We start from the raw sequence: 25,518 nt of genomic DNA, 5'->3' as shown, positions 1-25,518 counted from the left end.
CTTCACCCGCCTCACGCCATTGCGTGGCGGTGGTTGGCCGAATAATGCCCGGTCAGATGATGCTCGAGCTGGCGCTCGATATCGGTCAGCAGGCTCGAGGCGCCGAAGCGGAACAGGTCTGGCTCCAGCCATGGCCGGCCGAGCTCCTCCTTCATCAGCACCAGCCAGTCGAGCGAAGCCTTGGCTGTAGAGATGCCGCCGGCCGGCTTGAAGCCGATGAGAAAGCCGGTCTCCTCGAAATAGGCTCGGATGGCGCGCACCATGGCAAGGCCGACGGGCAGCGTGGCGTTGACGCTTTCCTTGCCGGTCGAGGTCTTGATGAAGTCGGCGCCGGCCATCATCGCCACCATCGAGGCCAGCATGACATTGCGCAGCGTGGCGAGGTCGCCGGTGCCGAGAATGACCTTGAGATGCGCATCGCCGCAGGCTTCGCGCATCGAGACGATCTCGTTGTAGAGCTCCTGCCACTTGGCGCCGAAGACCAGGCCGCGCGGGATGACGACGTCGATCTCGTCGGCGCCGTCGCGCACCGATGCCTCGATCTCCTGCAGGCGGGTCGACAGCGGCGCAAGGCCGTGCGGGAAAGCGGTGGAGACGGCGGCGACATGGATGCCGGTGCCGCGCACGGCATCAACAGCCGTCGCGACGAATGGATGATAGACGCAGACCGCCGCCGGGCGGATTTTTTCGCCCTCGATGCCAAGCCCCTCGACGATGTCGCGGCGGAACGGGTTGATCGCCTTGGCGCACAAGCGGCGGACGCGCTCTTCGGTGTCGTTGGAATTCAGCGTCGTCAAATCCATGCAGGAGACCGCGCGCAGCAGCCATGCCGCCTGGTTGTCAGCCTTGATCGAGCGCCGCTTTGTGAGGCTGGCGACCCTGCGTTCCAGCGCCGAGCGGTTGACCGAGCGCACCGATTCCATGAAGCCGAGATCGAGCCGCATGCCGGTGTTGCGGGCAATACCGTGGCTTTGCGGCACGGGCGTGTTGGCGGCCGCACGTGCCGGCAGCGGCGTGACCTTGGACGCGCCGAGATCGGCTTCGCGGATTGTGCTGCTCATCTCCTGCCCTTTCGCTCGACGATTTTACGTCGTGGTGCGTGTCGTTGCTCCCGGACTTGGGCGACACACACCGAAGATAGCCCGTGAATCGATGCTTCACGAGTCCTTCAAGGGCTCATAACGGAAAAAGGCGGCAAAAGCAGCTGAATTTTGACCACATGGTCAAAACGTCAATTCAAGACGTGGCGCCGAGGCGCCGGCTGATGTCAGCCGACGAAAGCGCGCTCGACGACGAAGGTCGAGGGATGGCTGAGCGAGCCCTCATGGAAGCCGAGGCTTTCGGCCATTTCCTTGACGTCCTTCAGCATATGCATCGAGCCGCAGATCATAATGCGATCCGTCTCCGGATTGAGCTTCTCGATGCCGAGGTCGTCGTAGAATTTGCCGGAGCCGATCAGCGCGGTGATGCGGCCCATGCGCGCCGACTCTTCGCGGGTCGTCGAATTGTAGAGGGTGACGCGGCCGCCGGTCAGTTCGCCGATCAGGGGATCGTTCTCGAGCGCGGCCACCAGTTCCTGGCCATAGGTCAGTTCGGCATTGTCGCGGCAGGTGTGGGTCAGGATGACCTGATCGAATTTTTCGTAGGTATCGGGGTCGCGCAGAAGGCTGGCGAAGGGCGCAATGCCGGTGCCGGTCGAGATCATTAACAGGCGCTTTGCCGGGGTCAGCGCGTCGACAACCAGCGTGCCGGTCGACTTCTGGCGCATGATGACGGTGTCGCCGACCTGGATCTTCTGCAGTTCGGAGGTCAGCGGACCATCCGGCACCTTGATCGAGAAGAATTCCAGCTCCTCGTCCCAGGCCGGGCTGGCGACCGAATAGGCGCGGTACACCGGCTTTTCGGCATTGGGCAGACCGATCATGACGAACTCGCCGGAGCGGAAGCGCAACGACTGCGGACGGGTGATGCGGAACGAGAACAGGCGGTCGGTGTAATGCTTCACCGAGACGACGGTTTCGGCATAGACATTGGCCGGAATCGGAAACTGCAGCGGACGGGCGCCGGCTGTGTTGAGTGCGGATGTGGTGTTCATCAAATCCAACTCTGTCTTGCCCACGCCTGTGCGGGCGCCAAACCGTTTCCTGCGCGCCCAGACCATTCAGGTCCCGGCGAGCCGTTCACACACTCCAAAGCAGTGAGCTCTTGTATCCCAAATTTATTAGTATACAAACGATATTTGTGTCAAGATACCACGCTAAAACAGCTTTCCAAACTGCGGCATATTCGTAGTTCCGCCATTTCGGATTTCGACAATGAAAGAGAATTTTTCGGTGCAACAACCGGATTCCCTGGGTCACGTCGTTGCCGGCATCGATGTTGGCGGAACCTTCACCGACCTCATTTTGATCGACGGAAATGACGGCGGAAAGGTGCATATCGCCAAGACGCCGACGACGGTCGACAACCAGGCGTTCGGCGTGGTTTCAGCGCTGGGCGCCACAGGCTTTGCCATAGACAGCATCGACCTCATCGTGCATGGCACGACCACCACGACCAACGCGGTTCTGGAACGCAGGCTGGCGAAAACCGGCATGATCACCACGCGCGGTTTTCGCGACGTGATCGAGCTTGGCCGCCGCACACGGCCGCAGCCCTACGGCATGACCGGAAGCTTCGTTCCGATCATCCCGCGCGATCTCCGGCTCGAAGTGTCGGAGCGCGTCGAGGCGTCGGGCGCGGTGCGCACGCCGCTCGACGAGGCCGAGATGCGCGACGCCGTGAAGACGCTGATCAGGGCCGGCTGCGAGTCCCTCGTCATCCATTTCCTGCATTCCTACGCCAATCCTAGACATGAGCGGCGCGGGGCCGAAATCGCCGCCGAGCTTTGGCCGAACGGCTACATCACGACTGGCCATGCGCTGCTGTCGGAAGCCCGCGAATTCGAGCGCGGCGTTACCGCCGCGGTCAACGCCTCGGTGCAGCCGATCCTCGAGCGTTATGTCGAGCGGCTGCGCAAGGAATTGGCCGCCAAGGGCTATGCCCGCGACTTCCTGATCATGAACGGCAATGGCGGCATGATCTCGGCCCGTTTCGTCACGCGCGAGTCGGCCAAGACCGTGATGTCCGGCCCGGCCTCCGGCGTCATCGCCGCCGCCTATACGGGCAAGCGCGCCGGCTTTGAAAACCTCGTCACCTACGACATGGGCGGCACCTCGACCGATGTGGCGCTGATCCGGAATGCGGAGCCCGCCGTCTCGAACGAGATCGAGATCGAATATGCGATGCCGATCCATGTGCCGATGGTGGCGGTGCATACGGTCGGTGCCGGCGGCGGCTCCATCGCCCGGGTCGATGCCGCCGGGCTGATCCAGATCGGCCCGGAAAGTGCCGGCGCCAATCCCGGCCCCATCTGCTACGGTCGCGGCGGCCTGGAGCCGACCATCACCGACGCCAATCTGGTACTCGGGCGGCTGGCGCCGAAGAAGCTGCTGGCGGTCGAAAATCCGGTCACCGTCGAGCGCGTCACCGGCATCTTCGAAGACAGAATAGGCAAGGCCGCCGGCCTCTCCGGCGTCGAGGCGGCGGGCGCGGTGCTGCGCCTCGGCAACATGAAGATGGCCGGCGCCATCCGCATGGTCTCGGTGTCGCGCGGCCATGATCCGCGCGATTTCGCGCTGTTCGCCTTCGGTGGCGCCGGACCGCTGCATGCCTCCGCCCTGGCGCGCGAACTCGGCCTGCCCCGTGTGCTGGTGCCGGCCCGTCCGGGCATCACCAACGCGCTCGGCTGCGTCGTGGCCGATCTGCGTCATGACTTCGTCAACACCATCAACCAGCCGGTCGCCGTGCTTGATGAAGCCCGGCTTCGCGAGGTGCTGGAACGTCACCGCGGGGAAGGCGAGGAACTGATCGGCAAGGAAGCGGTGAAGCCGGAAACGATCCGCGTTACGCACTCTGCCGACATGCAGTTTGTCGGCCAGACCCACATCATCAACGTGCCGTTGCCGTCTTCATCGGTGACAAGGCAGGAGTTGCAGGCGCTGTTCGAACAAGCCTATTTCGCCCGCTTCAAGGTCGAGTTGCCGGAGATCCGCGCCAATCTGGTCAACCTCAACACGTCGGTGACGGGCGTGCGGCCGGCAATCGACCTGTCACGGCTGATCGACCCGGCCGGACGTACAAAGACGCTAGACGAGGCGCTGCGCGAGACAAGGCCGGTCTGGTATGCCGGACGCTGGCACGATACGCCCATATACGCACGCGAAAAATTGCCGCTCGATGCCGTTATCCAAGGGCCGGCGATCCTCGAACAGATGGACGCCACCACCGTGCTCGAACCCGGCGACCGCGCAAGATCGGACGCCGACGGCAACATCATCATCGACATTGGCGAGGCCTGAGATGCAAAAGCTCGACGCCATCACGCTTTCGGTCCTGCAGGCAGCCTTGCAGCAGGTCTGCGACGAGATGGATCTCACTTTCTCCCGCGCTGCCTTCTCGCCTGTCATCGCCGAAGCAAATGACCGCTCCGACGGCATCTACTCCGCCGTCGACGGCTCGTTGATCGCACAAGGCAGCCAGGGCCTGCCGGTGTTCGTCGGCGTCATGCAGTATTCGACCAGGACTGTGATCGAGATGATCGCCAACGGCCGCTGCCTGCCGCCTGAGCCGGGCGACATCTATATCGTCAACGATCCTTATCTCGGCGGCACACATCTCATGGACGTGCGCTTCGCCATGCCGGCCTACCGCGACGGCAAGATATTTTGCTGGCTATCGAATACCGGCCACTGGCCCGATATCGGTGGCTCGGTGCCGGGCGGCTTCTCCGCCTCCGCCACAGCCGTCGAGCAGGAAGGCCTGCGGCTGCCGCCGGTCAAGCTGTTCAAGAAGGGCGTGCTCGACACCGAAATCTACGCCATCATCTGCTCCAACATCCGCGTCGCCGACCAGCGCATCGGCGATATAAGAGCGCAGGCCGCAGCACTGCTGATCGGTCAGGACCGGCTCAATGGAATCCTCGATCGTTACGGCGACGAAACTGTCGTCGGGGCGATCGCCGAACTGCGTCGCCGCGCCGCCGAGCAGATGCGCGCCAACATCTCCGCCATTCCCGACGGCACATACAGTTCGAAGGCCTTTGTCGACTCGGACGGCGTGGTCAACGAACCGCTGACCATCGCGCTCGCCGTCGAGAAGCAGGGCGACACGCTGACCTTCGATTTTACCGGCTCGTCAAAACCATGCGCGGGGCCGATGAACAGCGTGCTGGCGACGACATTGTCGTCGGTCTATCTCGCCATGCGCCATATTTTCCCTGATGTGCCGATCAGCGCCGGCGCTTTCGAGCCCCTGATCGTCAAGCGGCCGGAAGGCACGTTCCTCGACGCCAAATACCCGCGTCCCGTCTCCGGCTGTGCGGCTGAAGTCTCGCAGCGCATCGCCGAGGCGGTGTTCGCGGCGATGGTGCAGGCGCTGCCGGAAAAGGTGACGGCCGCGCCCGCCGGCTCCAGCGGCAATTTCGCGCTGGGCGGCAACGATCCGGCGCGCGGCCGCGACTATGTGATGTATCAGATATCCGGCGGCGGCTATGGCGGCAATTCCGGCCATGACGGCCTGACCAATGGCTGCTCGACCATCGGCATTTCGAAATCGCCGCCGGTCGAGATCATGGAGCAGGCCTTTCCGGTTCTCTACCGCCACTATGCCTTGCGCGAAGGCTCCGGCGGCGCCGGCAAGCAGCGCGGCGGTTTTGGCCTCGCCTATGAGGTCGAGATATTGCGAGGAGAGGCGCGCGCGTCCTTCGTCATGGACCATGGCCGTTTCGGCCCGCAAGGCGCGCTCGGCGGCAAGGACGGCGCGGTGAACACGGTGACCGTGTTCCGCGACGGCGAGGCACATGTGCCGCCGCATCTGTCCAAGGAACAGGACATCGCGCTCAAGGCCGGCGACCGCGTGAGGGTCGGCACGCCCGGGGGCGGCGGCTATGGTGATCCGCGTGAGCGCGACCCGAAACTGGTCGCCGAAGACATCAGGCTTGGTTACTACACCGTTGAACAAGCCAAAGAGCTGTTCGGAACCTGACAGCCGACAGGCCCGAGCCGCGTCAGGTCTGCAGCTTGGCCTTCAGCGCATCGGCGAATTTTTGCGCGATCTTCTTGAAGCCGGCGGGATCGGGATGCAGTTCGTTGGCCCAGTCGGCCACCTTCAACGTTCCCTGCGTGTCGACCAGATGGAAATTGTTGTTGGGATCGTCGGCCAGGCGCTTCACCACATCGCGGAACGCCGCCAGCGCGTCGTGAACGATGACCGTGCCCTTGGCGACCGTCCAGTTGCAGAAATCGAGCGACGGTTTCAGCCACGGGCCGACACAGGACGGATGCGCTCCGTTCGGGATCGGAAAATCATAGCAATGGCCAAAGATCGGCACGCCTGGCGCGACGCGGTCGCGCAGCGCGAACAAATCGAGATAGCAGGCCTCGACGATGCCGAGCGCCTTGGTGAAGCGGTTCTTGTTCAGCCCGGGGGCGTGGCCGTCATTGAAGTCGAGGAAGATGCAGAACTGGTCGCCGGCAATGTCGTTGCCACCGGCAGAGAACAGGATGGCATCGGGCTTGCCGTCCAGCCAGTTGGCCTTGTTGCGCAGGGCGGCGATCATGCGCTGCTGCTTGGGCAGCGACATCTCGTCGGTCGCCGCATCGCCATGATGGGCAAGGTTGAGGATGGTCGGCGGCATCGAGCCGATGCGGCGCAGCTGCGCGATCACGTCGGTGTCGACGAACGGAAAGCCGTTGCCGGTGAGCGGATAGTCGAACCAGGAATCGCCCTGCGCCAGCACCACCAGCGGCCGGTTGGCGACGGCCGCCTCGAGATTGCCGGCGCTTTCCCTTGCGGTTTCGAGCCGCTCGATGTTGGCCTGGTGAACCCTGATGCGCTTGGCGATGTCGTCGTCGATGCGCCGTTGCGCGGCTTCCTGCACGAATTCCTGCTGGTCCATCCCCAGGTCCCTCCCATGACCGCCTATGTCCGGCTGAGCATGCGCCGATGTCCATGATCGGTCTGTAATTTAGATCACAGTAAGATTCCTGGGGAAGGACGGCTTGCCGCGCCGTGATCGCCGCAGAGCATGTCGTTTCCGTCTCCGTGGAGTCTGCAAAAGACCATAGACTTCTATCCTTGTTTTCGCGCAATTCCGGACGGGAAACCGCCAACACCTTCCCTGGAATTGCTTAGTCAACGGAGATCAGGAACATGCGTCTTTTCGGTCGTTTCGTGCTTGCCGCGTCCGCCGCCCTGCTGCTTGGGACCGGTGCTGCCTCTGCCGAGAAACTCAGGATCGGCACCGAGGGCGCCTATCCGCCCTTCAACTATGCCAATTCGGGCGGCACGCTGGGCGGCTTCGACATCGACCTCGGCAAGGCGCTGTGTGCCGAGATGAAGGCCGAGTGCGAATTCTCCGTACAGGATTTCGATGGTTCCATTCCGGCGCTGCAGGCCGGCAAGTTCGACGCCATCATCAACATCACCATCACGCCGGAACGGGCCGAGAAGGTCGAGTTCACCCACAAATATTACCAGACGCCGCCGGCCATCGCCGTGCCGAAGGATTCGACCATCGCCGGCACATCGCCGGACGATCTGAAGGGCAAGGTGCTGGGCGTGCAGAGCGCAACCATCCACCAGAATTTCGCCGAGCAGAAATACTCCGGCTCGACCGTGAAAGCCTATCCGACGGGCGACGACGCCCGCACCGACATGGCCAATGGCCGGCTCGACGCGATGATGGACGGCTCGATCATCCTGACCGAATGGCTGAAGAAGCCCGATGGCGCCTGCTGCAAATTGCTCGGCACGCTGACCGCCGATCCGGCCATTCACGGCCCCGGCGTCGGCATCGCCCTGCAAAAGGGCAACAAGGAACTGGCCGACAAGTTCAATGCCGCAATCGAGGCGCTGCGCGCCAACGGCAAGTACAAGGAAATCAACGACAAGTACTTCGCCTTCGACGTCTACGGGGGTTAATCCCTCAGCCAACCCGACCTCGGCAGCGCCACCCGGCGCTGCCGTTTTCATGAGATGACGGAGAAGTTTCTTGGTTGAGCGGCGCTCCCCTTTCTACACCAGCATCGTTGGCCTCGGCGCCACGATGGGCCGGGTCGGCGGCGACTTCGTCTCGGCCAAAACTTATTCCGGCATCGCCGACGAGCATCTGAACACGCGCAAGAATGTCGGCGTGCAGGATCTGAGCACCATGGGCAAGATGGACATCAAGGGGCCGGAAGCGGAGGCGCTGGTCAACCACGTTATCGTCAACGATGCGGCCGCGATGAGCCCCGGCCAGGTGCGCTATTCCACCGTCTGCCGCGACGATGGCGGCATCATGGACGACCTCACCGTGTTCCGGCTGGCGCCTGAGCATTTCATGCTGGTGACCGGCTCGGTCAACCGGCTGAAGATGCTGCCCTGGCTGCAGCATCATGCTGAAGCGCGAAAGGCCTATGTCACCGACATCACCGCGGCCGTCGCCTTCCCGACCATACAGGGGCCGCGCTCCCGCGAGCTGCTGAAAGCACTGGTTTCGGATGCCGATCTCGATGAGTTGAAACGCTGGGCGTTCACTTCAGGGCGCGTCGGCGAGACCAAAGTCCTGATCTCACGCACCGGGGTGACCGGCGAGCTCGGCTTCGAACTGTTCGTGCCGGCGGACGAGGCGACTTCCGTCTGGGACGCGCTGGTGCGGACCGGCGGCGATTTCGGCTTGAAGCCATACGGCGTGCTGGCCATGTTCACGCTCGGGCTGGAAAAGGCCTATCCGGCGCATGGCATCGACATGGACGAGAGCCGTACGCCCTTCCATGTCGGGCTCGATCGCTGGATCAAGTTCGACAAGGGCGAGTTCATCGGCCGCGAGGCATTGCTCAAAATTCGCGACAAGGGGCTCGACGAACGCTGGACCGGGCTGATTCTCGACGGTGACAAGCCGGCCGCGACGGATGCCAGGGTTTTCGCCGACGGCGAGGATGCCGGCGTCGTCACCTACAGCGATCACGGCTATTCCTTAGGCAAAGTTCTGGCGACGGCGCATTTGCGGCTGCCGTTCACCGCCATCGGAACCGAGCTCAGCATCGACATCGACGGCAAGCCGACACGGGCGGTGGTGGCGCCGATGCCGTTCTTCGATCCCGAAGGCGCGAGGCTGCGCGCCTGATTGCTCAGGCCAACTTTGCCAGCAGCCGCATAAAGGTGGCCGCTTCCTTGGCGGTCAGCGGCGCCAGCGTTTCCTGGGTGATGGCGCGGGCCAACGGGATCAGCCGTTCGATCGCCTCGCGTCCCTCTGGCGTGAGGTTGACCAGCAGCCGCCTCTTGTCGACCTCGTGCTTGGTCAGGTCTACTAGGCCTCGCGCCTTCAGCCGGTCGATGACGCCCTTGACCGTCGCCGCATCCATGGCGATCAGCGTGCCCAACTGGTTCTGCGAGGTCTCGCCGACATCGTGCAGCTTGGCAAGTGCAGCGAATTGCGGCGGCGTCAGGTCGCTGATCTGGGCGGCAAAGATCGAGACATGGCGCTGATGCGCCTTGCGCAGGATGAAGCCGACCTGCTCCTGCAGGCGGTAGTCATGTTCGTCGGGCTCTTCGGCCTCGACCAGTTTCAGCAGATTGTCCCCGCCGCTCATCGCAAGCCATCCCAGACCTTGATGTCGCCTGCAGCCAGGCCGCCCATGCGGTCATGCACGCGCGGGCCGCAGCTCATGGCGAGGCAAAACAGGATTTCGTCGGCACGCGGCCCGTCGCTGAGGCCGACCTCCATGGCGTCGAAATGGCTGCGGACATAGGCGGCGTTGGTGTGGCCGAGCGGCACGTCAAGCCGCGAGCCGAAGGCGCCGACCTTGGTTGCCGACGGCACGATCGCCTTGGCGTCGCCCAGCCGCTCGCGCATGGCGTAGCCGCCAGGAACGTGCCACAGCGCGCCGTGCTCCAGCTCCCCCGACGAGCCGACAATGGTGCCCTTGCCGTAGGCGTCGATCTGCTTGATGTCGCCGCCCAATGCGGCAATGAGCTTGTCGGTGAGCAGCAGGCCAAGCGGCTTCAGATCGTCCATGGCGCTCTGCAGTTCTTCGACGTAGCGGCCGGCGAACGGGTTCTTCACCAGCGCCACGGCCGCCGCGCGGCGGCGCGGCGCAGCTGCGACCGGGCCGCCATCGTGAAAAATCTCTTCGGTCAGAACCGCGATCTTGCGGATCGGAAACTCAGGCATGGGCAACTTCCTTCCCTGGATTTTTGTTGGGCGCGGCAAGCGCCATGGAACCACTGATGCGGGCTTCCCCACCTAGAAACAGCGCCGATGCGGCAATCAGGCCGCGCCGGCGAAAATCTTCGGCGACGGCAAGGCCATTGTCCAGCGCCCGCTCCACATCGCCACGCGCGAGCATGCCGACGGCTTGTGTCACCAGCCGCGCGCCGAGATCGCTGTCGGGCGCCAAGTCCTGCGCGGGAATGCGCTTGATGGCGGGATTGCCGGGCAGGTCGACGGCGTTGGCAATGAGTGTCGCGGCCGCATCGGCCTCGGCGCCGGTGTGCGCCAGCACGGTGACGGCGTCGGCAATGCCAAGCGAGAACGAACGGCCGCGCCAGCCGCTGGTGGCGACGCCGCGCACGCCGTCCGCCGAGCGAATGGTGAGGCGGTCGGCCATGCCGTTGCCGGTGCCGGCGATCGCCAGGTTCATCGACTGGCCCTTGCCGATATGGAGGGCGCTGTCGCCGCCATTGTTGACATAGGCCCGGTCGAGCTTGCGACCGGCAAGCAATGCCGAGAGCATTTCGTCGGCTACCGATCCCGCGACGGCGGCCATCGGCGTGATGAAGCATTCCGCCAACGGCATGACGGCTGCTTCCATGCGCCGCGCGGTCGGGCCGGCGAAGGTGCGCGGCGCCAGGAAAAATGCCGGCAGCCGCAATTCGGGAAGCTCCTCGACCAACTCGATCAGGATCGTCTGGAAGCGCTCGATCGCCTGATCGTAGGCGGCACGACACTCAGCCACCTCACCAAAGGCCTCGACGATCAGGTCGATCGGCCCGTGGTTGAGGTGCAGCCGCTTGCCGTCCTGCAGCCAGCGGACTTGCGGGCCTTGCATCAAGAGGCCCCGTTCGAGCCGACGCGGCGCAACTGCGCCAGCGGCGGCCATGGATTGTGGGCCTCGGCACCTGTGCCGCGGCGCGGATTGAGGTATTCGCCGCCTTTGGCAACGATGTCATCGACGCTGCGGATCTCGGCCTCGTAGCCGCCCAGCCTGACATAGTCGTCGCGGCGTAGCGTGAATTCGATCGGCGCCACCAGCGCCGGCGTCGGCACATAACCGAAGGCGCCTTCCGGCACGCGCATGACGTCGACCATCAGCGTAATGCCGCCGCCCGGCCAGACATAGACCGGAGCGCCGCCGACGGTCACATAGGTCTTCAGGCCCTGCACCGAGCGGGTGAGATTGACCGGGTTTTCGGTGACGCCGGCGCGCAGCGAACCGCCGGCGCCGCCAATGAACAGCACGGTGCAGAGCGCCGGCTCGCAATTGTCCTCGATCAGGCCGACCGACTTCTGCAGCCGTTCCGGGAACGGTTTTTCCACAGGCTTCAGATCGCTATCCAGTTCGTAATAGGAGAATTGCTCGCCGGTGGTCGACACCATCAGCAGCGACAGGCCGGGGCGGGCGCCCTTCTTGGCGTTCCATTCGCCGAGGATCGACAGCGGGTCGGAAATCGAGGTGCCGCCCCAGCCGAGGCCGGGCTCGGAGACCTTGAAATAGCGGCCCGGCGTCGAGCGGCGGCCGATGATCTTGATGCCGGTGTCCTGCCAGCCCAGCACCTTGCCGGCCTGATGCTCGGAGACGACGCCGGTGATGTGGTCGTCGACCACCACCACCTCGTCGACAAGGCCGCGCCATTGCGTGGCGAACATGCCGATGGTGGCCGAGCCGCAGCCGACCCGCATGCGGTGTTCCTGCTTGCCGTCGATGACAGGTGGTTTGCCGGCTTCGACGGTGATGGTGGCGCCGCCATCGATGGTCAGTTCGACCGGCTTGCGATTGCACAGACTGAGCATCGCGTCGCAGGTTGCGCGCCCCTCGGCCTTGGAGCCGCCGGTCAGATGATGCACGCCGCCGAGCGACAGCATCTGCGAGCCATATTCGCCTGTCGTGACGTGGCCGATCGGCTCGCCTTGCGCGCGCACGATTGCCGTTTCGGGACCGAGATGGCGGTCGGTATCGATCTTCACCTTGACGCCGCAGTACGAAAAAATGCCCTCGGTGACCACGGTGACGAGGTCGACGCCCTCGACCTCCTGGCTGACGATGAAGGGGGCCGGCTTGTAGTCGGGATAGGTGGTGCCGGCGCCGATCGCAGTGACGAAGCGTCGGCCGGTGTTGACCAGTTCGCCGTCCCATTGCTCGCCCTCGGCGGTGAAGGGCACGACCGCGGCGCCGCTCTCTGCCGCATGGTCTAGGATGGTCAGCGGGTCCATACGCACGATGCGGCCACCGACATTGCCGTAGCGGTCGCAGGCGCCGGTGCGGCCATCGGCGATGTAGCACATGACCGGACAGGCATCGCAGCGGATCTTTTCCGCCACCAGCTTTTCGCCGGGATCGTGGGTTTCGAAGCGTTCGGCAAGCTCGCTCATCGGCGTGCCTCCTTGTCGCGGATGCCATCTTTTTCGCGGATGGCGGCGCGGATGCGCGTCGGCGTCGCCGGAACCTTGGTGATGAGAACGCCGGTGGCGTGGCGTATGGCGTTGAGGATGGCGGGTGCGGTCGGGATCAGCACATGCTCGCCCAGGCCCTTGGCGCCGAACGGTCCCTCCGGATCGGGAACCTCGATCAATATGTGCTCGATCTCAGGCACATCGCCGATGGTCGGGATGAGATAGTCGTGCAAATTCTCGGTGCGGCCGGGGATGTATTCCTCCATCAGCGCCATGCCGATGCCTTGCGCGATCCCGCCTTCGATCTGGCCTTCGACCAGCAGCGGGTTGATCGCCTTGCCGACATCGTGCGCGGCGGTGATTTTCAAGAGCTTCACCGTGCCGAGCTTGAGGTCGACCTCCAGTTCGGCGATCTGCGCGCCATAGCCATAGACGGCGTAAGGCTTGCCCCGGCCCTTGGCGTCGAGCGGCAGCGTCGGCGGGTCGTAGGTTTCCTCGGCGCGGAAGACGTAGCCGTCCGCATCGACATCGAGGGCGGGGAGATCGATGCGCCGAGTGGCTTCGCCCTCGCGAATGACGATCGCCGGGCCGTCCAATTGCAGGCTCGCGTTCTCCGAGACATTGGCAAAACGCAGGATCTTTTCGCGCAAGGCGCGGCCGGCCTTCTCGGCCGCCTTGCCGGTGACAAAAGTCTGGCGCGAGGCCGATGTTTTGCCGGCGTCGGGGCTGATCGCGGTGTCGGCGCTCTTCAGCTTGAATTTTTCCAGCGGCAGGCCGAGTGCGTCGGCGCAGATCTGGGCAATGACGGTGTTGGAGCCCTGGCCGATATCGACGGCGCCCTGATGCAGGATGACCTCCCCCTCTGGCGAGATACCGACCCTTATGGTCGACGGATTGGGCAGCGAGGTGTTGCCGCAGCCATACCAGCAGGACGCGATGCCGACGCCGCGCTTTTTGCTCGTATTGGCATTGTTGAATGTATCTGCGTCGGCCGTCGCGCGAGCCCAATGCGGCCGCAAGGAGTCGAGGCACTCGAATATGCCGACGCCCGACTCCAGTCGCTGTCCGGTAACCGTTTCGGATCCGTTCCGAAGGCAGTTCTTCAGCCGAAAATCGAGCCGGTCCATGCCAAGCTTGCCGGCGAGTTCATCATAGAGCGTCTCCTGCATGATCGTCGCCTGCGGCACGCCGAAGCCACGGAAGGCGCCGGAAATCGGCCCGTGGGTGTGGATGGCGCGGCCTTCGGCGCGGTAGTTCGGCGTCGCATAGGGACCGGAGGCATGCACCGGCACTCGGTTGGCGACGGTCGGGCCCCAGCTGGCATAGGCGCCGGTGTTGAAATCGCCTGTGAAGACCATGCCGGTGACATGGCCCTCGGCATCTACGCCGATGGTCGCCTTCATCTCGGCGGGGTGGCGCTTGGTGGTCGACATCATCGATTCGGTGCGGGTGTAGGCAAGCGCCGCCGGCCGGCCGGTTTTCAGTGCCACAAGGCCGATGAGCGGCTGCAGCGACACGTCGAGCTTCGAGCCGAAGCCGCCGCCGGTCGCGGTCGGCACGATGCGCACCTTGTCGACGGCAAGACCGAGCACCTTTGCCGTTTCGTCACGGTCCATATAGGGGGCCTGGGTGCAGGCGACGACGACCAGCGTGTCGCCGTCCATGTAGGCATGGCCGGCTTCCGGCTCGATATAGGCGTGCTCGACATAGGAGGTGTCGATGGCACCGGACACCGTGTAAGCAGCCTCGCCAAACGCCGCCTCGGGGTCGCCGCGCTCGACAAAGCCCTTGGTCAACAAATTGGCCGGGCGGTTCGCGTGGATGAGCGCAGCCCCTTCTGCCTGCGCGTCGCCGGGCTGCAGAAAATGCGGCAGCTCGGTCCAGCGGACCGGGAAATCCTGGAGGTCGAGATCGAGCATGGCCTCGCGCTCGCCGGCGACCAGCGCCACTGCCTCGCCGCGCAGCCGCGCAAAGCCTTCGGCCAGCGCCGGCTGGTCGGCAAACGGACCGATGACGCCGAAACAGTTTTTTCCCGGGATGTCGGCGGCGGTGAAGACGCCGGCGATGCCGGGATGCGACTTCACCCAGCCCTCCAGGTCGCCGAAGGCGAAGCCGGCATGATAATGCGGCGAGCGGACCACCAGCACGGCCAGCGCATCGGCGGGAAACGCATCGGCGCCGAATTTTTCAGCGCCGGTGACTTTTGGCACGCCGTCGAGCCGGACCGGGGAGGCGCCTACAGCATTCCCTGTGGTTGGCATTCTACGTTCAAAGTTGAATTCCAACGAATGACGTTGGCGCTGCCCCTCACCCTTACCCTCTCCCCGTGAAGAACGGGGAGAGGGGAGCGTCGGCGCTGGAGCACTTCCCTTCTCCCCGTCACTATACGGGGTGAAGGTGCCGGCAGGCGGATGAGGGGCAGCGCCGTCGGTCGACGTCTCGAACCGTCCCGCATCCATCACTGCCGCAATGATCTTTCTGTACCCGGTGCAACGGCACAGGATGCCACCCAGCGCATCCTGCACCTCGGTCTCGGTCGGATTCGGCGTGCCATCCAGCAGCGCCGTTGCCGCGACCAGCAGCGCCGGCGTGCAGATGCCGCATTGCGCGGCGCCATGTGCCAGGAAGGACGCCTGCAGCGCCGAGAGCCGGCCATCGGCGAGGCCTTCGACGGTCGTTACGGACGTCCCGGCTGCGGAGGCCGCCGGCATCAGGCAGGCGCAGACGGCGTCGCCGTCGACCAGCACCGTGCAGGCGCCGCAATCGCCGGCGTCGCAGCCGACTTTGGTGCCGGTCAGCTGCAATTCATCGCGCAACACCTGCGACAGCCGGCGCAACGGCGGCACATTGACCGAGACGGCGCCGCCATTGACCGCGAAGACGATGTCTACGCGCTCGGGGCCGAAACCCGGCACGAGATCAGGCAGGGCTTCAATCATCTCGGAGTGGCTCATGCCGCCACCATGCTGTTGTCGTTCGTCAGCCCGCAAGCCCCCAGCACGGCGCGGGCGACAAGCTCGCGCGCTGCGTCGAGCCGGTATTCGGCGCTGCCGCGCACGTCGGCAATCGGCGAGAGCTCGGCCATCGGCGCGGACAGGAGCGCATCGGCGAGTGCCGGGCCGACAGGCTTGCCCACCAGCACGGCTTCGACAGCGGCGAGCCGCCTGGCGACGGCCGAGCAGGACCCGACCGCGACAGCGGCTTCCATGACTATGCCACTCTCGGCAACGAGGCGCGCCGCCACCATGGCGATGGAGATGACGAGGTAGCGCCGCGCACCGAGCTTGACGAAGGCCGACGTGCCGGCAGAGGCCCGCTTCGTGATGCGGATGCCGGTGACCAGTTCGCCCGGCAGCAAAGCGGTGCGGCGGTTGCCGAGAATGAACTCCTGCAGCGGCAGATGACGCGTCGCGGCTGCAGAGCGCAGCTCGACCTCGGCGTCCAGCACCAGCAGTCCCGGAACGCCATCGGCGGCAGGCGAAGCATTGCAGAGATTGCCGGCGATCGAGGCGACATTCTGGATCTGCAGGGAGCCCACTTCGCGCGCGGCGTGCTTCAGCGCATCGAAAGCCGCCGGCAATGGATGGCGGACAAGGTCGGTCCAGGTGGTGCGGGCGCCCAAAACCCAATGGGTTTCGGTCTCGGCAATGCCGCGCAGCGAGACCAGGCCGTTAATATCGAGAACATTGTCGCGGAACGGTTTGGCGCCCTGCGCCGGATAGAAATCGGTGCCGCCGGCAAGCACGCGCCAGGCGCCCTCGCCCAGCAGAGCGAGCGCCTCGTCGAGCGTGGCGGGTTTCGCGTAACGGATCACCCTTTGCCTTCCAAAAAAATAGGCCTTCCCATTGGGGCCTTCAAAGGTGGGGACTTCCCGAACCCCGCCAGTGTCTGATCAGGCCAAATTCATTCGTATGCAAATGATATCAAGCTGGCGGAAATTGTCAAAGCCGGAGTTTAAGGGAACCCGGCCGCCATGCATTTGTTACGTCCGCGCACGATCCCCAAAAATCGGAATCGATTTTCGGAAAGGATCCTGCGCAAGGTAAAGTGCTACAGCGTCCTTTGCGCGTCCGAAGGGGACGCGCGGCGCTGTAGGAGGTTGACGCAGGCGGCCATCCGGTCAAGTTTCTGCATCCGGTCGCATCAGCGGCGTATTTCACTCGATCCCCCGTTCGAGACGTAGAAGAGGAGAGGCGCCATGGCCGACGAAGCGCTTGTTGTCATTGACCTGCAAAACGACTTCTGCCCCGGCGGCGCGCTGGCGGTTGCCGGCGGCGACGAAATCGTGCCGCTGGTCAACGATCTGATCCGGCATGCCGAGCATGTCGTGCTGACGCAGGACTGGCACCCGGCCGGACATTCGAGCTTTGCCTCCAGCCATCCGGGGGCGCAGCCCTTCAGCGCAATCGAGATGCCCTATGGGCCGCAGACGCTGTGGCCGGACCATTGCATCCAGGGCAGCCTCGGCTCGGATTTTCACTCGGGGCTCGCCTGGACCAAGGCCGAGCTGGTGATCCGCAAGGGATTTCGCCCTGATATCGACAGCTACTCCGCCTTCTTCGAGAACGACCACAAGACGCCGACGGGGCTCGCCGGCTACCTCAAGGAGCGCAGCATCGACAGTGTGACCCTGGTTGGCCTGGCGACCGACTTCTGCGTTGCCTTTTCGGCCCTCGACGCGGTCAAGCAAGGCTTCAAGACGACGGTGCGGCTCGACGCGTGCCGCGGCATCGATCTAAACGGTTCGGTCGAGGCGATGCTGAAGAGGATGCGCGATGCCGGGGTGAAGCTCGAAGACCCGATCTCGGAGTGACTGGATCGTGACGCATCGAGGGGGCTGCACACAGTTGGGGAAGGCTTTCGCGGCAGGTGTACTCGCTTCCGCTGTGTCTCCGCAAATGGCCTTCGCGGCCGAGGCCCGCGGCCTGCCCGATGCTGCCATGTCGCTGTGGTGGGCGCTGCCTTTCGCCGGCCTGCTGCTCTCGATCGCCACCGGACCGCTGCTGTTCCACCATGTCTGGGAGCATCATTACGGCAAGATCGCCGCCGGCTGGGCAGCGCTGGCGGTCATCCCGCTGATGGTTGCATTCGGCGTTCCGGTAGCCGGTGAAGCCGTGCTGCACACGCTGCTCACCGAATACATGTCCTTCATTATCCTGCTGTTCGCGCTCTACACCATTTCGGGCGGCATCCTTGTCGCCGGCAACATCCATGGCACGCCGCTGGTCAATGCCGGGCTGCTGCTCGTCGGGGCGATGCTGGCCTCGGTGATCGGCACCACCGGCGCCTCGATGATCCTGATCCGGCCGATGCTGCGCGCCAACGACAACCGGCAGTTCAACGCCCATGTCGTCATCTTCTTCATCTTCCTGGTGTCCAACATCGGCGGCTCGTTGACGCCCTTGGGCGACCCGCCATTGTTCGTCGGCTTCCTGCGCGGCGTCGACTTCTTCTGGACGTCGGCGAACCTCTGGCGCGAGACGCTGTTTACCGGCGGCCTGGTGCTGCTTGTCTTCCTGGCCATCGACATCATGCTGCATCGCCGTGAAGGGGGCGCGCCGAAGATCAAGGATCCGACGCCGGATACGAAGGTGCGCCTTCGCGGCCTGGCCAATCTGCCGTTGCTGGCCGGCGTCATTGCCGCGATCCTGCTTTCAGCTGCCTGGAAGCCGGGCGTGACTTTCTCCATCCTCGGCGTCGGCCTCGAACTGCAGAACCTGGTGCGCGATGCCATCATCCTGGCGCTCGCCGGGCTGTCGCTTGTCGTTTCCCTCAAGAGCCATCGCGAGGCCAACGGCTTCACTTGGGGCCCGATCGCGGAGGTGGCAAAACTGTTTGCCGGCATCTTCATCTGCATCGTGCCGGTCATTGCCATCCTTCGCGCCGGCCATGACGGCGCGCTGGCGCCGCTGGTGGCGCTGGTGACGTCACCCACCGGCCAGCCCAATGATCTCGCCTATTTCTGGCTGACCGGCGGGCTGTCGTCCTTCCTCGACAATGCGCCGACCTATCTGGTGTTTTTCGAACTCGCAGGCGGCGACGCGCGGCACCTGATGACGGAGGCGGCCTCGACGCTGGCCGCGATCTCGGCCGGCGCGGTGTTCATGGGCGCCAACACCTATATCGGCAATGCACCCAACTTCATGGTCTACGCCATTGCCCGACACCGCGGTGTGAAGATGCCGGGCTTCTTCGGCTACATGGCGTGGTCGGGCCTGGTGCTGATCCCGATCTTTTTGATCGCCGGGTTCCTGTTTTTCGGCTGATCAGCCGACGCCGACATAGCGCCTGACTGCCGATGGGTCGGCGCGCAATTGCTCGACATCGACGGTCTCGCGGTTGCGGCCGTTCTCGATGAAGCAGACGCGGTCGGCGACGGACAGCACGGCGTCGACGCGCTGTTCGACCAGAATGGTGGAGACACCTAGCTCACGCAGCTTCACCACCGTCTCGCGGATCTTGGCGATCATCGACGGCATCAGCCCCTCCGTCGGCTCGTCTAGCAACAGCACCTGCGGCTCAAGGCAAAGCGCACGGGCCATGGCCAGCATCTGCTGCTCGCCGCCGGACAAAGTGCCGGAGCGCTGGCGCAGCCGCTGGCGCAGCAGCGGGAAGAGATCGAGCACGCTCTCGCGCGTCGCTCTGCCCTTGCCGCGCGCCATCAGACCGATCTCGATGTTTTCCGCCACCGTCATCTCGGCGAACAGCCGCCTGCCTTGCGGTACATAGGCGACGCCGGCCTTGGGCACCTCATGCGCCGGCAGGCCGGTCAACTCCTTGCCGGCGAGCCGGATCGAGCCGGCGCTCGACGGAACCAGCCCCATGATTGCTTTCAGCGCCGTCGTCTTGCCGGCGCCGTTGCGACCGAACAGGCACAGCACCTCGCCCTTGTTGAGCACGAGATCAAGCTCGTAGAGCACCTGAACCTCGCCATAGAAGCAATCGAGCCTGGAGATGGTCAGCGCTTCAGTCTTGTGGGCTTCAGTCTTGGGGGCCTCAGTCTTGGGGGCTTCGCTCATGGCGCCGTCCCCAGATAGGCTTCCTGCACCTGTGTGTTGGCGCGAACCTGTTCGGGCGTGCCTTCGGCCAGGATCCTGCCGGCGTTGAAGACCGTGATGCGGTCGGCCAGCTGCATGACGACCGGCATGTTGTGCTCGATCAGGAGCACGGTGGCGCTCTTGGCAATCTCGCGCACCAGTCCGATGAAATTGTCGATCTCGCTGTCGGCCAGCCCCTGCGTCGGCTCGTCGAGGATCAAAAGCCGCGGCTTAAGCGCCAGGCCCATCGCGACTTCCAGCAGGCGCTGGTGGCCGTAGGAAAGCTGGCCGGCCGGCATATGGGCGCGGCCGGCAAGTCCGGTGCGTTCCAGCGCGGCCATGACGCCGGTGCGCACCGCACCTTTCGAGCGGCCATCGGTCAGCGTGCGCTGCACCGGCAACGCGACATTATCGTAGGCAGAGAGGTTGGCGAAGACGCTGGTGATCTGGAAGGTGTAGGCAATGCCCTGGCGCACCCTGAGATAGGCCGGCTGGCTGGTGATGTCGGCGCCGTCGAAGACGATCATGCCGGACGATGGCTGAATGCGGCCGCTGACCAGGCTGACGAAGGTGGTTTTGCCGGCGCCATTGGGGCCGATGACGGCGCGGATCTCGCCCGGCATCAGCTGAAAATCGACACCGTCGACGGCGCGCAGGCCGCCGAAACTGCGCGCCAGGCCTTTGGTGGTCAGCAACGGCATCATGGGAGCCACCCGAGCCAGCGCTGGCGGATGGTGCCCAGAATGCCTTTGGGGAAAAACAGCACCAGCAGGATGAGCGCAATACCGACGATCAGGAGATAGGCGGAGGTGTAGCCGCTGGCGGTGTCGATGACATAGTACATGAACACCGTGCCGAGCAGCGCGCCCAGCGTCGTGGCGGCGCCGCCGAGCAGCACCCAGAGCAGCGGCAGGATGGAATACTGCACCGAGGCAAAGCTCGAGCCGACATAGCCGAACAGCAGCGCATAGGCCGCACCCGAGGCGGCGCAGATGGTGCCGGAGACGACGACGGCGATCAGCTTGTTGCAGAAGGTGTCGTAGCCCAGCATTTTCGTGCGCTCCTCGTTCTCGCGCACCGCGACCAAAACGCGGCCATAACGGGAGCGGACGATGGCGAGGGTGATCAGCAGCACGACCGAGAACAGCGCCAGCGCGCTCATGTAGCGCACGGTCGGGTTGGTGAGGTCGAGCGATGTCGCGCCGAAGGCCAGAACCCGCGCGGGCTGCGGCACCACCAGACCCTGGTCGCCGCCGGTCCAGGCGGCGAAATAGAGGATGGTGAGGTAAAACACCTGCGCGAACATCATGGTGACGATCATGAAGGCGACGCCGGTGGTGCGCAGCGCCAGCAGGCCGATCACCAGTGCCAGCAGCGCGCCGCAGGCGATGCCGCCGAGGAAAGCGAAAGGCACGTTCCAGCCGAGATGGATGACGGCGAGACCAGCGCCATAGAGCCCGGCGGCGAAGAACATGGCGTGGCCGAGGCTGAGCAGGCCGACATAGCCGAACAGCATGTTGTAGCCCATGGCGAACACCGCCAGCACCATGATGCGGGCGACGAGGCCGTGATGATAATCCGGCAGGACGAAGCTCAGGGCGAACAGCAGCGCGATGACGCCGAGATGCAATGCATAGGCTTTTGCCGGCGAAGCATCACTCATCGCGGCGCCTGCCCGAACAGGCCCTGCGGCCGGAACACCAGCACCATGGCCACCAGCAGCGTGGCGATGATCTTGGCCAAAGTCGGCGAGAAGAACACCGAGATGATGCCGTCGGACAGCCCGATCAGCACGGCGGCGACGACGGTGCCGCGCAGCGAGCCGAGGCCGCCGATGATGACGACGATGAAGGACAACAGCAGCGGGTCCTGTCCCATCAGATAATGCGCCTGACTGGTCGGCACGATCAGCACGGCGGCGATGGCCGCCAGCATGGCGCCGAGCGCGAAGACGCCGGCATAGACGCGGGCGACCGGAATGCCGAAGGCCTGCGCCGTCTCGCTGTCATATTGGGTGGCGCGCATGATGAGGCCGATCTTGGTGCGCGTCAGCACCAGCCAGGTGGCGATGAGCAGAAGGGCCGAAGCGGCAATGATCGACAGCTTGTAGCCGGAATAGCCGAACCAGGGCAAAAGGATGCGGTAGCTGAAGGGCGGCTCCACCGGGCGCGCTTCCGGGCCATAGAAGCTCAACGCCAGCTGCTGGATGATGTAGAGCATGCCGATCGTGGCGACGATGGTGGCTTCCGGATTGTAATTGAGCCGGCGCAGCACAAGCCGCTCGGCTACCAGCGCAATGGCGCCGACAATCAGCGGCGCAATCACCAGCGCCGCCAGGAAGCCGAGCGTGGGATGGCCGGGTATCGCCGTCGAGATCGCCCAGGCCAGCACCGCGCCCAGCATGAAGAACTCGCCATGGGCGACGTTGACGACGCGCATGACGCCGAACACCAGCGACAGCCCAAGCGCCGTCAGCGCCAACACGGCTGAGGTGACAAGGCCTTCGAGGGCGGCGAGGAGGAGATGGGGTCCGAAATGCATTCAGGGCGCCCTTACCCTCCCCTTGTGGGGAGGGTGACCGCGCAGCGGTCGGGTGGGGGTTGGGCACGGGCCGTCGCGACCCCCACCCCGTCTCGCAAGCTTCGCAAAAGTGCGAAGCTTGCGTGCCGACCCTCCCCACAAGGGGGAGGGTAAGGCGCCTCACAGCGCCTGCGTCGTATAATCCCCTTCGGCCTCGTAAAGCCCGTCCTCGATCTTGGTCTTGTGGACGACCTTCATCTTGCCGCCTTCGACCTTGGAGATGTTCTGGATGCCAAAACACTGGTGGATCTTGCCGTTGAAGGTCTTGGGGCCTTGCGGATGCTCCGGGCCTTCGGCGAATTCGGTCAGAGCCTCGGTCGCCTCGACCAGCTTGGCGCGGTCTTCCGGGCCCTTGTAGCCGGCATCTTCCATCGCCTTCTTAACGACATAGAGCGTCTCCCAGCAGCCGAACATGTGGGCGGCGGTGGAGACGTCCTTGGGGTCGCCGACGGCAGCCCCATTGTCGTCGATGCCGACAGCGGCGCGGTAGGCTTTCTGGGCGGCCGAGTCATTGGCCTGCGCATAGCGCGGCGAACCTTCCCAGAAATGGCTGCCGTCCAAAAATTCGAGGCCGGGGCTGTTGATGTCGGTGGCTTCGAGCGAATCGATGAAGCCGAACAGTTGCGGCCGGTTGGAGCCGTAGAACTCGCCGAGTTCCTTGACGAAGGTGAGCACGGCCGGGCCGACCATCACGTGGTAGATGACTTCGGTCTCGGCGGGTATCTGCGGGAAGTATTTCGTGAAAGACGACTCTGTCGGCGGGATGGCGATCTGGGCGATGACCTCGGCGCCTTGCGCCTTCAGCGCCGGCGGCAGGTAGTCGCGATGGTCGTAGCCGAAGGCGAAATCCGGGAAGATCTGCGTCACCTTCTTGCCGGCATTGGCCGCGATCCACGGCGCCATCGACTGGATCTGGCTCTTCACATCGGTGATGCCAGGCTGGAAGACATAGCGGTTGAGCTTGGTCGAAGCGACGTGGTGGCCTTCGCTGACGACGAAATACGGGATCTTGTTTTCGCCGGCGGCCGGCGCCGAGCCGATCACCACATGCGAGAACAGCGTGCCGAAGACGATGTCGGTCTTGTGCTGGGTGGCGAACTTGCCGACCACCTCGGCGCCACGGCCGGGATCGGTGCCGTCATCCTCGATCACCAGTTCGACAGGCCGGCCGTTGATGCCGCCGGCGTCGTTGATCGCCTTGACCGCCGCGGCACTGGTCTTTTCATACCAGCGGCCATAGGCGGCGCCGATGCCGGTGCGGTGCGACTGGAAGCCGATCTTGATTGGCGCTGAACTCTGCGCCTGGCTGTAGCGGACAAAGCCGGGCGCGAGCGTCAACCCGGCGCCGGCGGCGAGACCTTTCAGCGCGGTGCGGCGGCTAAGGGTGGATTTGGAGAGATCGAAAAACCCATTCTTGTCAGTCACGGCAGTTCCCCTGTTTTTGAGTTTTGACTGTCTGTAACGAGGCAAGGCCACTCCCTTGCAGGAGGGGCAGAAATTGCATGTGTACAAACTAAATCACCAAAGCACAGAGCTTGCAAGCGGGCTTTCCGCAAAGGCATGTGGATCAGCTTGTCTCATCCGGCCGTCGGCGTGGCAAGCAACCACAGGCCGAAGATCGTGTAGGCAATCATCAGCATGGTGAGCGGCAACTGGCTGAGGGCGGCGCGCGATGGCACCTGGTGCAGTCGCCAGGCCATTCCATGGGCAACGAGCACCGCCAGCATGTGCCCGGCGATGATGATGCCGGCCTGCAGGTTCCACAGCCACCAGGCGGAGTCGGCCCCGGCGACGATGCCGGCCTCGATCTGCATGTCGGCGGCGCCGAACAGGTCCCATCCCAGCGCGAACGGGTCGGACAGAGCGGCGATCGCATACTGGCCGTCGACCAGCAGCGCCGTCAGATAGTGCGCGACATGATAGGCGAGCGCGATCGGTACGATCGACCAGACCAGCAGCCCGGCGGCCTCGCCGTGGGAATGTCGGCTGCCGGCAAGGCGCTGGCCGAGTATGACGGCCAGCAGGAATGCCGCCGCCAGCAGAACGAAGGTCAGCACGAGGCCGAAGCTGCTAATGCCGATGAGCGCGGTGCGGCCGGGATATTCCAGCGGGTTGATGCCGAACAGGCCGAGCCAGAAGAAGGTTTTCGACAGGCCGTCGAAGGACACCGATGACAGGCTGAGCAGCAGGAAAGCGATGCCGCTTGCCGGCAGGGGTGCCGCGCCGAGCAGTTTTGAGCCCGGCCAGCAGAGAGCGAGCCGCCCGTGTTCATCGCGCTCGACAAGGGCGAAGCGCGCCACCATGGCGAAGAACACCGTCAGGAATTCGCCGCGCCGGCTCCAATCGCGGTAGCCGAAGGCGAGCATGGCGATGAAGGTAAGCAACCAGTAGAGGCCGGCGGCATAGGCCAGCCGCGCCGGGTCGTCGGGCGCCGGGTCGATCAGCTCGAACCAGGCGAAGGCGAAGAACAGGATAACGGCTGGCCAGCAGCCGAGCCATGAAGGCAAACGCGATTCCTGTCCCTCACCGCCACGAAGCTTGAACAGGCGGCTTACGATCCGCCACGGGCCATACCATGGGTTCAGCCACGACCAGAGATCGCCGAACAGGCCTTGCGCGATGGCAAGGCCGACCCAGAGCAGCGTCCAGATGGTTAGCGGCAGCGGATTGGAGAGCGGATCGCGGCTGCCGAACAGGCCGGCGGCGTTGAGCGTTGCGAAGCCGGCAAAGGAGATGAGGCTGATGATTGTGCGAGGGGTGTCGGCGAATGGGAAGAGCGGCAGGCGGCGGCGCCAGAAGCGGTGGAGGGTTGCGGGTGGCAGCAGGGCGAGAACGAGGAAGCTTACCGCGACGGCAAGCGCGCCGCCGGCGATGTAGTAGCCGGTCGGCAGGAGGAGGACGTGACCGCGGTCGGAGGCGTGCGCGAGGGCGGGGGTGGGGAGGAGTGTGAGGGTGGTGGTGATAAGGGTTGGCCGGTGACAGCCGCGCTCTACGACGCCCCCCTCTGTCCTGCCGGACATCTCCCCCTCAAGGGGGGAGATTGGCAGTTGCCCTGCCGGCGCTTCCTTTGCAACGTCGGAGATTAGCGAAGGCGGAGATGACGGGGTAATCTCCCCCCTTGCGGGGGAGATGTCCGGCAGGACAGAGGGGGGTGGGCGGGAACTCACGCTATCGCGATTTCCATTTCGTCCAGCAAGGCACCCGCCG

At 64.6% G+C, this 25,518-nt stretch carries 21 protein-coding genes; 6 read left to right on the top strand and 15 right to left on the bottom strand.

Features of this window, described 5'->3' with window-relative positions; translation table 11 throughout:
* Positions 1 to 11: 11 nt before the first annotated feature.
* Together deoC and NKH38_RS17495 are read right to left on the bottom strand one after the other, a co-directional pair.
* Positions 12 to 1,061, bottom strand: coding sequence for a deoxyribose-phosphate aldolase (deoC, locus tag NKH38_RS17500; protein ID WP_023703681.1), 1,050 nt, complete (start codon positions 1,059 to 1,061; stop codon positions 12 to 14).
* Positions 1,062 to 1,267: 206 nt separating this feature from the next.
* On the bottom strand, positions 1,268 to 2,095 hold the full coding sequence (locus NKH38_RS17495) for a ferredoxin--NADP reductase (RefSeq protein WP_352762042.1): 828 nt from the start codon (positions 2,093 to 2,095) through the stop codon (positions 1,268 to 1,270).
* A 220-nt stretch (positions 2,096 to 2,315) separates the two neighbouring features.
* Here NKH38_RS17495 and NKH38_RS17490 point away from each other — a divergent pair, with 220 nt between their 5' ends.
* Positions 2,316 to 4,400 carry a hydantoinase/oxoprolinase family protein gene (locus tag NKH38_RS17490; RefSeq protein WP_352762041.1) on the top strand — a complete coding sequence of 695 codons (2,085 nt, stop codon included), beginning with the start codon at positions 2,316 to 2,318 and terminating at the stop codon, positions 4,398 to 4,400.
* A 1-nt stretch (position 4,401) separates the two neighbouring features.
* Positions 4,402 to 6,084, top strand: a complete 1,683-nt coding sequence (locus NKH38_RS17485) for a hydantoinase B/oxoprolinase family protein (protein ID WP_023823937.1) — start codon at positions 4,402 to 4,404, stop codon at positions 6,082 to 6,084.
* Between the two features lie 22 nt (positions 6,085 to 6,106).
* Here the strand turns inward: NKH38_RS17485 and NKH38_RS17480 are convergent, their stop codons facing one another.
* Positions 6,107 to 6,997, bottom strand: coding sequence for an SGNH/GDSL hydrolase family protein (locus tag NKH38_RS17480; protein ID WP_352762040.1), 891 nt, complete (start codon positions 6,995 to 6,997; stop codon positions 6,107 to 6,109).
* A gap of 254 nt (positions 6,998 to 7,251) precedes the next feature.
* Here NKH38_RS17480 and NKH38_RS17475 point away from each other — a divergent pair, with 254 nt between their 5' ends.
* On the top strand, positions 7,252 to 8,022 hold the full coding sequence (locus tag NKH38_RS17475; RefSeq protein ID WP_352762039.1) for an ABC transporter substrate-binding protein: 771 nt from the start codon (positions 7,252 to 7,254) through the stop codon (positions 8,020 to 8,022).
* A gap of 70 nt (positions 8,023 to 8,092) precedes the next feature.
* Positions 8,093 to 9,208, top strand: a complete 1,116-nt coding sequence (locus NKH38_RS17470; RefSeq protein ID WP_023736892.1) for an aminomethyl transferase family protein — start codon at positions 8,093 to 8,095, stop codon at positions 9,206 to 9,208.
* Between the two features lie 4 nt (positions 9,209 to 9,212).
* Here NKH38_RS17470 and NKH38_RS17465 read toward each other — a convergent pair whose 3' ends face one another.
* From NKH38_RS17465 to NKH38_RS17440, 6 genes are read right to left on the bottom strand one after another with little or no spacing between them, the layout of a single operon-like run.
* The gene (locus NKH38_RS17465) at positions 9,213 to 9,674 is read right to left on the bottom strand and encodes a MarR family winged helix-turn-helix transcriptional regulator (protein ID WP_023671294.1); all 462 of its coding nucleotides are present in this window, start codon (positions 9,672 to 9,674) and stop codon (positions 9,213 to 9,215) included.
* Entirely contained in the window at positions 9,671 to 10,255 is a 585-nt protein-coding gene (locus tag NKH38_RS17460) for an amino acid synthesis family protein (protein WP_352762038.1), read from the bottom strand. Before NKH38_RS17460 ends, NKH38_RS17465 begins: the two co-directional genes overlap by 4 nt.
* Entirely contained in the window at positions 10,248 to 11,132 is an 885-nt protein-coding gene (locus tag NKH38_RS17455; RefSeq protein ID WP_352762037.1) for a UPF0280 family protein, read from the bottom strand. The genes NKH38_RS17460 and NKH38_RS17455 overlap by 8 nt, the downstream gene beginning before the upstream one ends.
* A complete protein-coding gene (locus tag NKH38_RS17450; RefSeq protein WP_352762036.1) occupies positions 11,132 to 12,673 on the bottom strand; it encodes a 6-hydroxynicotinate reductase in 1,542 nt (513 codons plus the stop codon). The genes NKH38_RS17455 and NKH38_RS17450 overlap by 1 nt, the downstream gene beginning before the upstream one ends.
* The gene (locus NKH38_RS17445; RefSeq protein ID WP_352762035.1) at positions 12,670 to 15,633 is read right to left on the bottom strand and encodes a molybdopterin-dependent oxidoreductase; all 2,964 of its coding nucleotides are present in this window, start codon (positions 15,631 to 15,633) and stop codon (positions 12,670 to 12,672) included. Before NKH38_RS17445 ends, NKH38_RS17450 begins: the two co-directional genes overlap by 4 nt.
* An 11-nt stretch (positions 15,634 to 15,644) precedes the next feature.
* Complete coding sequence (locus NKH38_RS17440; protein ID WP_023823942.1) at positions 15,645 to 16,508, bottom strand: FAD binding domain-containing protein; 864 nt, start codon at positions 16,506 to 16,508, stop codon at positions 15,645 to 15,647.
* Positions 16,509 to 16,892: 384 nt separating this feature from the next.
* Here NKH38_RS17440 and pncA point away from each other — a divergent pair, with 384 nt between their 5' ends.
* A complete protein-coding gene (pncA, locus tag NKH38_RS17435) occupies positions 16,893 to 17,507 on the top strand; it encodes a bifunctional nicotinamidase/pyrazinamidase (protein ID WP_023683560.1) in 615 nt (204 codons plus the stop codon).
* An 85-nt stretch (positions 17,508 to 17,592) separates the two neighbouring features.
* Positions 17,593 to 18,960 carry a sodium:proton antiporter gene (locus NKH38_RS17430; RefSeq protein WP_352762034.1) on the top strand — a complete coding sequence of 456 codons (1,368 nt, stop codon included), beginning with the start codon at positions 17,593 to 17,595 and terminating at the stop codon, positions 18,958 to 18,960.
* On the opposite strand, the gene NKH38_RS17425 is transcribed toward NKH38_RS17430, so the two are convergent.
* The 6 genes from NKH38_RS17425 to NKH38_RS17400 form a co-directional block, all read right to left on the bottom strand.
* Entirely contained in the window at positions 18,961 to 19,713 is a 753-nt protein-coding gene (locus NKH38_RS17425; RefSeq protein ID WP_023729757.1) for an ABC transporter ATP-binding protein, read from the bottom strand.
* Positions 19,710 to 20,435, bottom strand: a complete 726-nt coding sequence (locus NKH38_RS17420) for an ABC transporter ATP-binding protein (RefSeq protein WP_352762033.1) — start codon at positions 20,433 to 20,435, stop codon at positions 19,710 to 19,712. Before NKH38_RS17420 ends, NKH38_RS17425 begins: the two co-directional genes overlap by 4 nt.
* The gene (locus NKH38_RS17415) at positions 20,432 to 21,394 is read right to left on the bottom strand and encodes a branched-chain amino acid ABC transporter permease (RefSeq protein WP_352762032.1); all 963 of its coding nucleotides are present in this window, start codon (positions 21,392 to 21,394) and stop codon (positions 20,432 to 20,434) included. The genes NKH38_RS17420 and NKH38_RS17415 overlap by 4 nt, the downstream gene beginning before the upstream one ends.
* Entirely contained in the window at positions 21,391 to 22,272 is an 882-nt protein-coding gene (locus tag NKH38_RS17410) for a branched-chain amino acid ABC transporter permease (RefSeq protein WP_027049173.1), read from the bottom strand. The genes NKH38_RS17415 and NKH38_RS17410 overlap by 4 nt, the downstream gene beginning before the upstream one ends.
* A gap of 159 nt (positions 22,273 to 22,431) precedes the next feature.
* Entirely contained in the window at positions 22,432 to 23,736 is a 1,305-nt protein-coding gene (locus NKH38_RS17405) for an ABC transporter substrate-binding protein (RefSeq protein ID WP_023671283.1), read from the bottom strand.
* Positions 23,737 to 23,888: 152 nt separating this feature from the next.
* Positions 23,889 to 25,331 (bottom strand): hypothetical protein, encoded by a 1,443-nt coding sequence (locus NKH38_RS17400; RefSeq protein ID WP_352762031.1) that lies wholly within the window; start codon positions 25,329 to 25,331, stop codon positions 23,889 to 23,891.
* Positions 25,332 to 25,518: the final 187 nt, after the last annotated feature.

Source organism: Mesorhizobium sp. M1078 (genome assembly GCF_040318615.1).
In the GTDB taxonomy this organism is placed as follows: Bacteria; Pseudomonadota; Alphaproteobacteria; order Rhizobiales; family Rhizobiaceae; genus Mesorhizobium.
Note: the sequence above shows the minus strand (reverse complement) of the source record. Positions and strands in the feature narration are given on the sequence as shown.

What these genes read in the sequence shown, in the direction of transcription:
- NKH38_RS17465 (WP_023671294.1), bottom strand. Translation starts at nt 9,674, where the DNA reads ATGAGCGGCGGGGACAATCTGCTGAAACTGGTCGAGGCCGAAGAGCCC.
- NKH38_RS17495 (WP_352762042.1), bottom strand. Translation starts at nt 2,095, where the DNA reads ATGAACACCACATCCGCACTCAACACAGCCGGCGCCCGTCCGCTGCAG.
- NKH38_RS17490 (WP_352762041.1), top strand. Translation starts at nt 2,316, where the DNA reads ATGAAAGAGAATTTTTCGGTGCAACAACCGGATTCCCTGGGTCACGTC.
- NKH38_RS17400 (WP_352762031.1), bottom strand. Translation starts at nt 25,331, where the DNA reads ATGTCCGGCAGGACAGAGGGGGGCGTCGTAGAGCGCGGCTGTCACCGG.
- NKH38_RS17410 (WP_027049173.1), bottom strand. Translation starts at nt 22,272, where the DNA reads ATGCATTTCGGACCCCATCTCCTCCTCGCCGCCCTCGAAGGCCTTGTC.
- NKH38_RS17445 (WP_352762035.1), bottom strand. Translation starts at nt 15,633, where the DNA reads ATGATTGAAGCCCTGCCTGATCTCGTGCCGGGTTTCGGCCCCGAGCGC.
- NKH38_RS17415 (WP_352762032.1), bottom strand. Translation starts at nt 21,394, where the DNA reads ATGAGTGATGCTTCGCCGGCAAAAGCCTATGCATTGCATCTCGGCGTC.
- NKH38_RS17475 (WP_352762039.1), top strand. Translation starts at nt 7,252, where the DNA reads ATGCGTCTTTTCGGTCGTTTCGTGCTTGCCGCGTCCGCCGCCCTGCTG.
- NKH38_RS17455 (WP_352762037.1), bottom strand. Translation starts at nt 11,132, where the DNA reads ATGCAAGGCCCGCAAGTCCGCTGGCTGCAGGACGGCAAGCGGCTGCAC.
- pncA (WP_023683560.1), top strand. Translation starts at nt 16,893, where the DNA reads ATGGCCGACGAAGCGCTTGTTGTCATTGACCTGCAAAACGACTTCTGC.
- NKH38_RS17480 (WP_352762040.1), bottom strand. Translation starts at nt 6,997, where the DNA reads ATGGACCAGCAGGAATTCGTGCAGGAAGCCGCGCAACGGCGCATCGAC.
- NKH38_RS17460 (WP_352762038.1), bottom strand. Translation starts at nt 10,255, where the DNA reads ATGCCTGAGTTTCCGATCCGCAAGATCGCGGTTCTGACCGAAGAGATT.
- NKH38_RS17430 (WP_352762034.1), top strand. Translation starts at nt 17,593, where the DNA reads ATGGCCTTCGCGGCCGAGGCCCGCGGCCTGCCCGATGCTGCCATGTCG.
- deoC (WP_023703681.1), bottom strand. Translation starts at nt 1,061, where the DNA reads ATGAGCAGCACAATCCGCGAAGCCGATCTCGGCGCGTCCAAGGTCACG.
- NKH38_RS17485 (WP_023823937.1), top strand. Translation starts at nt 4,402, where the DNA reads ATGCAAAAGCTCGACGCCATCACGCTTTCGGTCCTGCAGGCAGCCTTG.
- NKH38_RS17450 (WP_352762036.1), bottom strand. Translation starts at nt 12,673, where the DNA reads ATGAGCGAGCTTGCCGAACGCTTCGAAACCCACGATCCCGGCGAAAAG.
- NKH38_RS17420 (WP_352762033.1), bottom strand. Translation starts at nt 20,435, where the DNA reads ATGATGCCGTTGCTGACCACCAAAGGCCTGGCGCGCAGTTTCGGCGGC.
- NKH38_RS17425 (WP_023729757.1), bottom strand. Translation starts at nt 19,713, where the DNA reads ATGAGCGAAGCCCCCAAGACTGAGGCCCCCAAGACTGAAGCCCACAAG.